Origin of the sequence: Streptomyces kebangsaanensis, assembly GCF_001906585.1 — a bacterium.
GTDB classification, from domain to species: Bacteria; Actinomycetota; Actinomycetes; order Streptomycetales; family Streptomycetaceae; genus Streptomyces; species Streptomyces kebangsaanensis.
In genome coordinates, this window is sequence record NZ_JUJA01000164.1 from 116,224 (window position 1) to 128,666 (window position 12,443).

The following is a 12,443-nucleotide window of genomic DNA, read 5'->3' on the forward strand; positions in this document are numbered from 1 at the left end:
AGATCGGCGGGACGGGCTGCGGGTGCCTGGGCAGCCGGGACCGCACCCAGGAGAACTGCGGGGTGTTGACGGCCGGCATCTGGGCGATGGTCACGTGCACGTTGCTGCCGCGGTGCAGCAGTTCGGTGCGCAGGGAGGAGGTGAAGCCGTTGATGGCGTGCTTGGCTCCGCAGTACGCCGACTGCAGCGGGATGGCCCGCTCCCCCAGCGCCGAGCCGACCTGCACGATCGTGCCGCGGTCGCGCGGCAGCATCCGCTTCAGCGCGCTGCGGGTGCCGTTGACGAAGCCGAGGTAGGTCACCTTGGTGACCCGCTCGTACTCCTCGGCGGTGATCTCGTCGAAGGGCGCGAAGACGCTGGTGAACGCGCAGTTGATCCATACGTCGATGGGGCCGAAGGCCTGCTCGGCGGCCGTGGCGGCCTCTTCGACCTGCTCGGCGCCGGCGGTGTCGGCGGTCCGCACCAGCGCCTTGCCGCCGAGTTCCTCGACCTCCCTGGCGGCGGCGTCCAGGCCGGCCTGCCCGCGGGCGATCAGGACGACGTTGGCGCCGCGCTTGCCGTACAGGCGGGCGGTGGCGCGTCCGATGCCGGCGCTGGCGCCGGTGATGACGACGGTCTGGGGCATGGGTCAGTTCCTCCTCGTTCGGCGGCGCGAGCCGTGCCGGTCGGGGTCCTCGGCCAGGCGGGCGGCGGTCTCCAGCAGCAGGGCGTGGACGAACGCCTGCGGGAGGTTGCCGCGCAGCTGGCGCTGGGCGATGTCGAACTCCTCCGCGTACAGCCCCGACGAGCCGCAGGCGCCGCGGTTGCGTTCGAACCAGCGGTGCGCGTCGACCTCGTGGCCCTGCTCGTGCTCGGCCAGCGCCATGAAGAACCCGCACAGCAGGAACGCGCCCTCGGCCTCCTGGAGGGGCCGGTCGTCGTGGCGGAAGCGGTAGATGAAGTGGTCCTGGGTCAGTTGCCCTCGGCAGGCGGCGAGGGTGGCGCGGGTGCGCGGGTCGTCGGCGGGCAGGGCCCCGCGCAGGGCGGGCAGCAGCAGGGCCGCGTCTACGGCGGGNCGGGCTCGTCCGGGGTGCGCTGCCAGTACCCGTCGGGGTGCACGCTGGTCGCCGAGACGGCGGCGAGCAGGGTGTCGGCGAGGCGGGCGCAGGTGTCGGCGAGCGGCCGGCCGGGGGCGGCACCGGCCAGGGCGCGCAGTCCGGCGACACAACTGAGCCGGCTGTGCGTCCACGGGCGGGGGTCCAGTTCCCAGATGCCGGCGTCGGGCTCCCGCCACCGCTCGCCGACCGCCCCGACCGCGAGTTCGGCGGCCTTCCGGGCGTCGGCGTCCAGCCGGCCCCGGCGTTCGGCGGCGGCGAACAGCAGCAGTGCCTCGCCGAAGCAGTCCAGCTGGAACTGCTTGTCCACGTGGTTGCCGATCCGGCTGAAGCCGCCGGGGTAGCCGGGCAGGTCGAGTTCGTGCTGGCCGGGGACGGGTTTGCCGTGCACGGTGTAGGCGGGGGCGAGGCGCGGGCCGTCGGCGAGCAGCCGCTCGCCGACGAAACGGACGGCGGCGTCCAGGAGTTCGGGGGCGTCCGCGGCGGCCGCGGCCTGCCCGGCGTAGCTCTGGTCGCGGATCCACACGTACCGGTAGTCGTAGTTGCGGCCGGTCTCGGCGCGTTCGGGCAGGCTGGTGGTGGCCGCGGCGACCATGCCGCCGCCGTGGGAGGTGAGCCCGCGCAGGGTGGCGTAGGCGCGTCGGGCGTCGCGCGGGGCGATGGTCCGCTCCATCGGGGGCACGCCCCGGCGCCAGGCCTGTTCGGTGGCGTCCCAGGCCGTCTCGGCCCGGGGAAGGGTGTGCGGCAGCGGGGAGTCGGAGCACTCCAGGACCAGGTCGTGGTGCTCGCCGGGTTCGAGGACGAGGTCGGCGGTCAGGCCCTCGGCGCGGGCGGTGGCCGGGGCGGCGCCCTGCCAGCGCAGGCGGTGGTGGCCGGTGTTCAGGTGCCACACGCCGGTGTCGTCGCGGTGCGGGGTGGCCTGCGGGGCGCGGCCGTAGTCGGCGCGCGCGTCGAGGACGACCCGTACGTGGGCGGTACCGTCGACGGCGACGATCCGCCGCAGCAGGACCAGGCGGTTCGCCTCGCCGGGGAAGGCGAGGGTCTCGCGGCACTCGATGACGCCGCCGGTGGTGATCCAGCGGCTGCGCCAGATCAGGGTGCCCTCCTCGTAGTAGCCGCCGGGGACCCAGCGGCCGCGCGGGGTGATCGCGTAGACACCCGCGCCGCCGATGAGGGAGGCGAAGACGGCGTCGTCGTGCCAGGTGGGGGCGCACAGCCAGGCGACGGCGCCGTCCGGTCCGATCAGCGCGCCGCGCTCCCCGTCGGCCAGCAGCGCGTAGTCGTGCAGTGCGTGCGGCGGGAAGGAAGAGGTGGTGCTCACGGCTGCTGCCTCCCTTCCGTCAGGCCGCGCGGTACGTCTGTGCGCGCCCGGTGCCGGGCCCTGGTGTCACGTTCCCTCCCCCGGACTTCGGCCGGGAGGTGCCCCCGGCCGGGCGGCGCCCGGCACGGTGCCTCGTCGCGTTGCCGGGGGCGCCCCGCCTCCGCCTCGCGGTGCTCCGCCACTTCCCGAAGGGCGTGGGGGGTGCTTCCGGCACCGGGCACCGCGCGGCCTGTCCTTCGGGCGGACGGCGGGAACGGTGGACACGGCGGTGTCCACCCGCTCCACGGCCGGGGTGTCGCTCACCTGCCGCCCTCCGTGCCGGGCCGGTCCTCGCGGTGCCGGCCGCCCGGCAGGAACTCCTGCACCTTCGCCTTGAGGCCCTGGCGGACCATGGCGGCGCGGTCGCTGTCGCCCTTGAGGACGGCGGTCGCCGCGGCCTCGATCTGGTCGAGGGTGGCGTGCGGCGGGATGGGCGGCACGGCCGGGTCGGTGACGAAGTCGAGCACACAGGGCCTGTCGGAGGCGAGCGCGGCCTCCCAGGCGCCCCGTACGTCGCCGGGCTTCTCGATCCGCATGCCGTGCAGGCCGATCAGGCGGGCGAAGTCGGCGTAGGCGACGTCCGGGATGGACTGGGAGGGCAGGAACTGGGGGGCGCCGGCCATGGCGCGCATCTCCCAGGTGACCTGGTTGAGGTCCTGGTTGTTCAGGACGGCCACGATCAGGCGCGGGTCGCTCCACTCCTGCCAGTACTTGGCGATGGTGATGAGCTCGGCCATGCCGTTCATCTGCATCGCGCCGTCGCCGACCAGGGCGATCGCCGGGCGGTCGCCGTGCGCGAACTTGGCGCCGATGACGTAGGGCACGCCCGGGCCCATGGTGGCCAGCGTGCCGGACAGGGAGCCGCGCATGGCGCCGCACAGCTTCAGGTGGCGGGCGTACCAGTTGGCGGCGGAGCCGGAGTCGGAGGAGAGGATGACGTTGTCGGGCAGCAGGTCGTTCAGGGCGTGCGCGACGTACTCGGGGTTGATCGGGTCGGCGTCGACGGCGGCGCGCCGCTGCATGACCTCCCACCAGCGGGCGGTGTCCTGCTCGACCTTGTCGCGCCAGCTCCTGTCCCTGTCCCCCTTGAGCAGCGGCAGCAGCCGGACCAGGGTCGTGTGGGCGTCGCCGACGAGGTTCACCTCGAACGGGTAGCGCATGCCGACCATGTGCGGGTCGATGTCGATCTGCACGGCCCGCGCCTGCCCGAACTCCGGCAGGAACTGCGTGTACGGGAAGGACGAGCCGATCACGAGGAGGGTGTCGCAGCCCGTCATCAGCTCGTACGACGGCCGGGTGCCCAGCAGGCCGATGGCGCCGGTGACGTAGGGCAGGTCGTCGTCCAGGACGTCCTTGCCCAGCAGGGCCTTGGCGACACCGGCGCCGAGCCGGTCGGCGACCGCCATGACCTCCTGCCGGGCCCCGCGGGCGCCCTGCCCGACGAGGACGGCGACCTTCTCCCCGGCGTTGAGCACCTCGGCGGCGCGGGTGAGGTCGTCGTCGGTGGGCACCGGCGCGTAGTGCGGCATGCCGAGGCTGGAGGGCACCATCTTGAAGGCGTGCTCGGGCGGCGAGTAGTCGAGTTCCTGCACGTCGGCGGGGATGATGACGGCCGTCACCGAGCGGCGGGCCATGGCGGTGCGCATCGCCCGGTCGAGCACGTTGGGCAGCTGTTCGGGGACGGTGACCATCTCGACGAAGTCGGAGGCGACGTCCTTGTAGAGGCTGAGCAGGTCGACTTCCTGCTGGTAGGAGCCGCCCATGGCGCTGCGGTTGGTCTGCCCCACGATCGCGACGACCGGCACGTGGTCGAGCTTGGCGTCGTACAGGCCGTTGAGGAGGTGGATGGCTCCGGGGCCGGAGGTGGCGGCGCAGACGCCGACCCTGCCGGAGAACTTGGCGTAGCCGACGGCCTCGAAGGCGGCCATCTCCTCGTGGCGGGCCTGGATGAACCGGGGGTTGTCGTCGGCGCGGCCCCAGGCCGCGAGCAGCCCGTTGATGCCGTCGCCGGGGTAGGCGAAGACGTACTCCACCCCCCAGTCGCGCAGGCGCTCGAGGACGTGGTCGGAGACCTTCATCGACATGTTCGAAGACCTTTCCGGGGTGGTTGCTTTCGTGGGGGCGCGGTCATGGACGGCGCAGGTGGCGCAGGGCCGTCCGGCCGGCCGCGGTCGCTGCCGCCGCCGTGAGGGCCGCGGCGCCGGCGGTGGCAGTCCACCGGGCCGCGCGGGAGGGGTGGGAAGGCCGCTCGGCCAGGCGTTCGGGCTGCCGGCTGGGCAGGTTTCCGCCGAGGCCGAGGGCGAGCGCCTCGGCCAGGTGCAGGGCCCGGCGGCCGGTGTCGCCCTGTTCGATCTGGGTGCGGCAGCTGAAGCCGTCGGCGAGGACCAGGCTGTCGGGGGCGGCCTCGCGGACGGCGGGCAGGACGCCCTGTTCCGCGACGGCCATGGAGACCTCGTGGTGGCCGCGTTCGAAGCCGAAGTTGCCGGCCAGGCCGCAGCAGCCCTCGTCCAGGACGTCGGCGTCCAGGTGTGCGCGGCGCATCAGTTCCCGGTCGGCGTCGAACTTCATGATCGCGTGCTGGTGGCAGTGGGTCTGCACGGTCGCCTGCCGGGTGATCCGCGGCGGCTCCCAGCCCTCGGGCGCGTGGTGCACGAGCTGTTCGGCGAGGGTGCGCACCTGCCCGGCCAGGCGCTTGACGTCCTGGTCGGCGGGCATCAGCTCGGGCGCGTCGGCCCGGAACACCGCGGTGCACGACGGTTCGAGACCGATGATCGGGGTGCCGGCCTCCAGGTAGGGCCGCAGCACGTCCAGGGTGCGCCGCAGCACCTTCTCGGCGACGGTCAGCTGACCGGTGGAGATCCAGGTCAGGCCGCAGCACACGGGCCGGGTGGGCACGGCCACCCGGAACCCCGCGTCCTGCAGGACCCGTACGGCCGAGATCGCGACGGACGGGTGGAAGTAGGTGCTGAAGGTGTCGGGCCACAGCACGACGGTCCGCGGGTCGGCCGGATCGGGTTCCGCCGTGTCCCGCTCCTGCCACCACTGCAGGAAGGACTGCTGGGCGAGGACCGGGGCCTGCCGCTCCCCGGCCACCCCGGCCAGCGCCTTGCCCGCGCGGGCCAGCAGCGGCGCCTGGAGCACCGTGTTGACCAGCGACGGGGCGACGCGGGAGAGCCGGGCCCACACCGGCAGCCAGCCCATGGAGTAGTGGGCGGCCGGACGCGGTCGCCCCTCGTAGTGGTGGGAGAGGAACTCGGCCTTGTAGGTGGCCATGTCGACGCCGACCGGGCAGTCCGACTTGCAGCCCTTGCAGGCCAGGCACAGGTCGAGCGCGTCACGGACCTCGGTGGAGCGCCAGCCGTCGGTGATCGTGGAGTCCGCGTGCCCGCCGAGCATCTCGAACAGCAGCCGGGCGCGGCCCCGGGTGGAGTGCTCCTCCTCCAGGGTGGCCCGGTACGACGGGCACATCACGCCGCCCTGGTGGGTACGGCAGTTGCCGATGCCGACGCATCGCATCACCGCGCGGGTGAAGGAGTGCTCGTCCTCCGGGTAGCCGAAGTGCGTGTCGGGCGTGGCCGGGCGCCAGGCGGGGCCGAGGCGGAGCTGTCCGTCGACCGGGTTCGGGTCGACGACCTTGCCCGGGTTCATCCGGTTGTCCGGGTCGAACAGCGTCTTCAGCTCGCCGAAGGCGGTCACCAGACGTGCGCCGAACATCCGGGTCAGCAGCTCGCCCCGGGCCTGGCCGTCGCCGTGCTCGCCGGACAGGGAGCCGCCGTAGGAGGCCACGAGGTCGGCGGCGCGCTCGACGAAGCGGCGGAAGTCGGCGACGCCCTCGGCGGTCTTCAGCCCGAACGGGATCCGGGTGTGCACGCAGCCCTGCCCGAAGTGCCCGTACACGGACGGGTGGTCGTAGTCGAACTCCTCGAACAGCTTCCTCAGGTCGCGCAGGTAGTCGCCGAGCCGCTCCGGCGGCACGGCGGAGTCCTCCCAGCCCTCCCAGGTCTCCCGGTCGTCCGGCGGGCGCGCGGTGACCCCGAGCCCGGCCTCGCGGGCCCTGAGCATCTTCTGCTCGCGTTCGGGGTTGTCGGAGAAGGCCACGTCCGGGTCCTTCTCGCTGCGGCCGACGGCGCGCAGCAGGGCGTTCGCCTGCTCGTCGACATCCTCCTGGCTGTCGCCGCTGTACTGCACCAGGAGCCAGCTGTCGCCCTCGGGCAGGACGTTGAGGGAGTCCAGGTAGGCCCCCTCCTCGCGCATCAGCTGCGCCATCCGCCCGTCCAGCGCCTCCAGCTGGCTGGGCGAGCAGTGCTCGAGGAGGTGGGTGACGTCGTCGCCGGCCCGGCAGATGTCCTCGTAGCCGAGCACCAGGATGGACTGGTACGGCGGCACGGGCACCAGCTCCAGCTCGGCGCGCAGTACGGTCACCAGGGTGCCCTCGCTGCCGACCAGGGCCCGGGCGACGTCGAAGCCGTTCTCGGGCAGCAGCGAGTCGAGGTTGTAGCCGGAGACCCGGCGGGGGATCTTGGGGAAGCCGCGCCGGATGTCGGCCAGGTACTCGGTGACGATGCGGTCCAGGCCGGCGTAGATCTCGGCCCTGCGGCCGCCCTCGGCGGCGATCCGCGCCCGCTCGGCCCCGGACGTCGGGCCCACCCACATGCGCAGCCCGTCGTAGGTGAGGACTTCCAGCCGGCGTACGTTGTCGACGGTCTTGCCGTACGCCTGCGCGGACGCGCCGCACGAGTTGTTGCCGATCATGCCGCCCAGCGCGCAGTGGCTGTGGGTGGAGGGCTTCGGTCCGAACTGCAGCCTGTGGTCGGACAGCCGCCGGTTGAGCTGGTCGAGGACGATGCCCGGTTCGACCACGCAGGTGCGCGCGTCGGGGTCGACGGATATCAGGGTGTGGCAGTACTTGGTCCAGTCGATCACCACGGCGGTGTTCGTGGACTGGCCGGCCAGGCTGGTGCCGCCGCCGCGGGACAGCACCGGCGCGCCGAACCGGGCGCACACCCGCACGGCGTCCGCCCCGGCCTCCACCGTGCGCGGGACGACGACGCCGATCGGGACCTGTCGGTAGTTGGAGCCGTCCGTGACGTACGCGCCTGTGCTCCCGGCGTCGAACCGGACCTCTCCGTCCACGGCCTCGCGCAGCGCCGCCTCCAGGCCGGCCACGTCCACCGTGGAAGCGCCGAGGGGGGATGTGCGACTCATCAGGGGCGACCGCCTTCCTGAACCGTACGGGACGTCCTGTGCCCGCGAACGGCGGTCCGGCCGCCGTCGCCCACCCCGGGTACCCGCCCTTGCAGTGTGCAAGGGCGGCTCTTCGGGCGCTCGCCGGACGACGCCGAAGGGGCGGTGCGGCGCGGGTGTCGCGGTGTTCCGGGACGGACGTCGGCGGCACCGGAGCGACGGGGCGGCGTAAGGGGCCGGCCGGGTGGCCCGTGGCCACGCCGGCCCCACCACACCGCGGGGCCGACGTGCCGCGCGAGGGCCCGCGCGCCGGTCGCCCTTGTCCCCACCCCGTCCGCTGGAGAGCGAGTCGGTGTCCCAGCTTCCGGGGAAGGGGGCCCAGCAGGGCGGTGGAGCCGGCGGTGTCGGGGCCCATGACCACCACGCCGACCGGGCTGGGCGGCGGTTTCGACGCGGTGACACGACGGGCGGTCCTCCTGGCCACGGGCGCCGTGGCTCCGCCGGCCGGCTCGCAGGCACCGGCCTCGACCGCGCACCAGGACCGCGGACCGCACGGTGGGGGAAACCGGGTTCAGTCGCCGCCCCGCCGACGCCGGAACACGGCGGCCACTTCGTTCTGCCCGGTCTCCCACCAGAGGCGGACGAGCCGACCTGCAGACAGTTCGGTCATCGCGTCCGCGATCATACGCACCACCCCCCTTCGCCATAAAAGGAATGAGTCGCCCCAAATCCCCGCAAGGCGGTAGCGGCCCACGGCTACACACCCGAGAGCGGTGCCGCCACCCGGCCGAGTGACGACTCCCCGTCATTTCCTCACGACGGACTCACCGTTGCGAGAGCGCCGGCATCACGTGAGGGGTCCACGCGTCACCGCGTCACGACCACGTTCCCGCTCCGCTCCGCCCCCGGCCCCGCCGTCGGCGGGCTCGCGGCCCGCGCCCCGGACGAGGGCGCCGCCCGGCACTCCGCCGAACCCGGCAGAACGGTGCCCGACTCCATGGGCGCGGGCCTGCGATCCACTCAGGACGCCGCCCGGAAGCGCGGTTTCCACTTCCTGAAGCCCCACGACGCGCCGGGCCGCGACCGGACGCAGACCCTCGACCGCAACCGGAAGGTCCGCGGCCAGGACATCACGGCGGGCAGGACCGCGCCTACGAACACCACGCTGGACTTCGGAGCGGTGAAACCGGCCGGGACCTGCCCGCCCGAGGACGAGAAACCGCCCTCGCCCACTGGCGCAAAAATGCCGGACTTCAAAGGCGAATCGGTCAAATCACCCCACGCCGCCCTGGATTCGCGCACCTCGGCCACCGTGAACGACGCCTCAAGCGCCCACCACTGGGTCCCGATCGGGAGAAACTGGCAATTTGCACCCAAACCCCCTCCCCTGACGCCCCTTTGAGGGGCCGACCGGTCACTCTCACAGCCGTGGAATTCACGGAGAGCTGCCCCCAGCGGCAAGGATCACCCAGACGGAAACCTGTCCGTAACCACAAAGTTCCTGACAACTACGCGCGTTGACTCTAGGCTGCGGACACCAACCTGCCCGTTCTTGATTCGGTCACGTCAGAGAGGCCCCATGTCTCCGACCCACTCCCGCCGCAGGGCTCCGCGAAGAGTCGTCGTCGCGGCGCTCACCACGGCCGCCGCGCTGGCCACCGCCGGTGCGCTCGCCGCGGCCAACCCCGCGCAGGCCGACCCCTCCGCGAAGCAGTCCCCCACCAAGGACCTCCAGCTCCTCGCCATCAACGACTTCCACGGCAACCTGGAGCCGCCCGCCGGCTCCTCCGGCCGGGTCACCGAGCTGCAGCCCGACGGCACCACGGCGAACATAGACGCCGGCGGCGTGGAGTACCTGGCGAGCAGCCTGCGCACGGCGCGCAAGGGCCACGACCGCTCGCTGACCGTGGCCGCCGGCGACCTGGTCGGTGCCAGCCCGCTGCTGTCCGGCCTCTTCCACGACGAGCCGACCGTCGAGGCGATGAACAAGCTCGGCCTGGACGTCACCGGCGTCGGCAACCACGAGTTCGACGAGGGCAAGGACGAGCTGCTGCGCCTGCAGAACGGCGGCTGCCACCCCGCCGACGGCTGCTACGCCAAGGGGCGCAAGTTCAAGGGCGCCGACTACCCGATCCTGTCGGCCAACGTGCTCAACGAGAAGACCGGCAAGCCGCTCCTCAAGCCGTACACCGTCCAGAACGTCAAGGGCGCGAAGGTCGGGTTCATCGGCGTCACCCTCAAGGGCACCCCGGACGTCGTCACGGCCGAGGGCGTCAAGGGGCTGAAGTTCCTCGACGAGGCCGAGACGATCAACAAGTACACCAAGGAGCTCCAGAAGCAGGGCGTCCACGCGATCGTGGCGCTCGTCCACGAGGGCGGTTTCCCGGCCTCCTCGGCGTACAACCACGACTGCGACGCGGGCGGCAGCACCGGGCTGAGCGGTCCGATCGTGGACATCGCCAAGAAGGTCTCGCCGGAGGTCGACGCCCTCGTCACCGGCCACACCCACAACGCCTACGTCTGCACCATCCCGGACCCGGCGGGCCACCCCCGCCTGGTGACCAGCGCCGCCTCCTTCGGCCGGCTCTACACCGAGCTGAACATGCAGTACGACCCGCGCACCGACGACATCGTCCGCGCCACGGTCAAGGGTTCCAACCGCGTCGTCGACCGGACCCAGGCCAAGGCGGCCGACATGACGAAGCTGCTGGACGAGTGGCAGACGCTGGCCGCCCCGGTCGCCGACAAGCCCGTCGGGTACATCACCAAGGACATCACCCGGAACGGCGCCGTCGAGTCGCCGCTGGGCGACCTGATCGCGGACGCGCAGCTGGCGCACGCCAAGTCCCTGGACAGCAGCGCCGTCCTGGCGCTGATGAACCCGGGCGGCATCCGCACCGACCTGGTCTACGCCGCCTCGGGCAACGAGGGCGACGGCGTGGTGACCTACGGCGAGGGCTTCGCGGTACAGCCCTTCGCCAACACGGTCAACCTCAAGGACCTGACCGGCGCCCAGCTGGTCACCGTACTGAAGCAGCAGGTCAGCGGCAGCAACGCCGCCGCTCCCAAGTACCTGCAGATCTCCGGGGGCCTCACCTACACCCTGGACCTGACCAAGGCGGGCGCCGACCGCGTCGTCACGGACTCCATCAGGCTGGACGGCAAGCCGATCGACCCCGCCGCCACCTACCGCGTCGCCATGAACTCCTTCCTGGCCGGCGGCGGTGACGGCTTCACCGAACTGGCCAACGGGACCAACCAGCTCGTCGGCAGCGACGACCTGGCCGCCCTGGTCGACTACCTGACGGCGAACTCCTCGGCCGCCGCGCCGTACACGCCGACGGCCGCCGACCGGATCACCGTCGTCCGGTAGACGACGAGCCGACCGATCGGGTGAGGGCGGGCCTTGCGGGGCCCGCCCTCACCTCTTGGCGGTCACGGCGGCCGGGGACACGTGCGCCCGCGCCTCGCCCCCGGGATGCTGGACGGGGCGGCCGACGAGCCGCCCCGAGGACGACGGCCGTGAAGACCGCGGCTCGACGACGGCCGGGAGGCGATGGCCGTGAAGACCGCGGCTCGACGACGGCCGGGAGGCGATGGCGGTGATCGCCGTCAATCCGACGGACAGCGTCTCGGTGCTGGCCGCCTTCGGCGCGCTGGGCGTCCTGCTGGTGATCTTCGCGGAGTCCGGGCTGCTGGTCGTCGGCTTCTTCCTCCCCGGCGACACGCTGCTGTTCCCGGCCGGAGTGCTGTGCGCGGGCGGCGGCCGCCAGGACCCGCGGCTGGAGCTGTGGCAGGTGCTGGCGTGCGCGGCCGTGGGTGCCGTGGCGGGCGCGCAGGCCGGGTTCCTGCTCGGACGGCACGGCGGCCGCGCCCTCCTGTCCCGCACCTCGAACCGGCGCCTGAAGGAGGGGGCGGTACGGGCGGAGAGACTGCCGGCCCGCTACGGATACCGCAAGGCGCTCGTGATCGGCCGCTTCGTCCCGATGCTGCGGACCGTGCTGCACCCGGCGGCCGGCGCGCTCGGCGTGCCCACGCGGACCTTCACCGTCTGGCAGGTGGTCAGTGGTCTGCTGTGGTCCCAGAGCCTCGTCCTGGCCGGATACACCCTGGGGTCGTCCCTCTCCCACGTCGACGACTACCTGCTGCCCATGGTGGCCGTCATCGCCTTCCTCTCCCTGCTCCCCCTGCCGGCGGAGGCCCGTCGCACGCGGCACCGCCCGCCTCGTTGAAGGCGGCGAGGTGCCTGCGGGGGCGCACGCGGTGCCGCGGTGAGCCCTGTACGCGCCGCCGCCCCGGCGGGAAGACTGCGTCGGAAGTCCGTTGCCGAGGCTCCAGAAAGGCAGGTCGGTCGCCGTGCTGTTGCGTCTGCCCGCGTCCGTGACCGAAGCGCGGGAGTGCCTTGCCGAAGGGGCGGTGCCCGTGGGCGGGGCGACCCTCGTGTGGGCCACCTGGCAGCGCGAGGGCTTTCCCGAGCAGGCCATGTCGCTGCGCGACGTGCCCGAGGCGAACGTCCTCGGGCCGGAGTCGCTGGGCGCAGCCGTGGTGCTCGGCCGGATCGACGACCGCGTGCCCCGGGTACTGCGCGAAGCCGCGGCCTCGGTGGGGACCGGAGCCGTACGCCGGGCGGCGACCGTCGGCGGCAACCTGGTCGGCAGCACGCTGCGCTGCCTGCTGCCGGCGGCACTCGTGCTCGACGCACGGGCGACCGTGCTGGAGCCGGACGGCGTCCGCGAGACCGGCCTCGCCGAAGTCCTGGCCAAGCGCCACCTGCTGCTCGGCCTCCACTGGCGCGAGCCGATCGC

8 protein-coding genes and 1 pseudogene are annotated in these 12,443 nt (G+C 73.0%); 4 read left to right on the top strand and 5 right to left on the bottom strand.

Annotated elements, in window-relative coordinates; translation table 11 throughout:
* From RH94_RS45415 to RH94_RS33635, 5 genes and pseudogenes are all read right to left on the bottom strand, one after another.
* Positions 1 to 625 (bottom strand): SDR family oxidoreductase (locus tag RH94_RS45415; protein WP_234426215.1); only part of this gene is annotated, 625 nt, incomplete at its 3' end.
* 3 nt (positions 626 to 628) lie between these two features.
* Positions 629 to 1,054: glycoside hydrolase family 15 protein (locus RH94_RS45420; protein WP_234426216.1), on the bottom strand; the 426-nt coding region annotated here is incomplete at its 5' end.
* 1 nt (position 1,055) lies between these two features.
* Positions 1,056 to 2,415: pseudogene (locus RH94_RS33625) on the bottom strand (glycoside hydrolase family 15 protein); the annotation flags it as partial.
* A 299-nt stretch (positions 2,416 to 2,714) separates the two neighbouring features.
* On the bottom strand, positions 2,715 to 4,538 hold the full coding sequence (locus RH94_RS33630) for a thiamine pyrophosphate-requiring protein (RefSeq protein WP_073952106.1): 1,824 nt from the start codon (positions 4,536 to 4,538) through the stop codon (positions 2,715 to 2,717).
* Positions 4,539 to 4,581: 43 nt separating this feature from the next.
* Positions 4,582 to 7,659 (bottom strand): FAD-binding and (Fe-S)-binding domain-containing protein, encoded by a 3,078-nt coding sequence (locus tag RH94_RS33635; protein WP_073952107.1) that lies wholly within the window; start codon positions 7,657 to 7,659, stop codon positions 4,582 to 4,584.
* A gap of 976 nt (positions 7,660 to 8,635) precedes the next feature.
* On the opposite strand from RH94_RS33635, the gene RH94_RS40090 reads away from it, so the two are divergent.
* The 4 genes from RH94_RS40090 to RH94_RS45425 form a co-directional block, all read left to right on the top strand.
* Complete coding sequence (locus RH94_RS40090; protein ID WP_199881120.1) at positions 8,636 to 9,040, top strand: hypothetical protein; 405 nt, start codon at positions 8,636 to 8,638, stop codon at positions 9,038 to 9,040.
* 177 nt (positions 9,041 to 9,217) lie between these two features.
* Positions 9,218 to 11,011, top strand: coding sequence for a bifunctional metallophosphatase/5'-nucleotidase (locus RH94_RS33645; RefSeq protein ID WP_073952109.1), 1,794 nt, complete (start codon positions 9,218 to 9,220; stop codon positions 11,009 to 11,011).
* Positions 11,012 to 11,240: 229 nt separating this feature from the next.
* Positions 11,241 to 11,870, top strand: coding sequence for a DedA family protein (locus RH94_RS33650; RefSeq protein ID WP_073952142.1), 630 nt, complete (start codon positions 11,241 to 11,243; stop codon positions 11,868 to 11,870).
* Between the two features lie 124 nt (positions 11,871 to 11,994).
* On the top strand, positions 11,995 to 12,443 hold a 449-nt coding region (locus RH94_RS45425), incomplete at its 3' end, for an FAD binding domain-containing protein (RefSeq protein WP_234426228.1).

Bases quoted from the DNA above. Each gene is read 5' to 3' on its own strand.
- RH94_RS33630 (WP_073952106.1), bottom strand. From the start codon at position 4,538: ATGTCGATGAAGGTCTCCGACCACGTCCTCGAGCGCCTGCGCGACTGG.
- RH94_RS33635 (WP_073952107.1), bottom strand. From the start codon at position 7,659: ATGAGTCGCACATCCCCCCTCGGCGCTTCCACGGTGGACGTGGCCGGC.
- RH94_RS40090 (WP_199881120.1), top strand. From the start codon at position 8,636: ATGGGCGCGGGCCTGCGATCCACTCAGGACGCCGCCCGGAAGCGCGGT.
- RH94_RS33645 (WP_073952109.1), top strand. From the start codon at position 9,218: ATGTCTCCGACCCACTCCCGCCGCAGGGCTCCGCGAAGAGTCGTCGTC.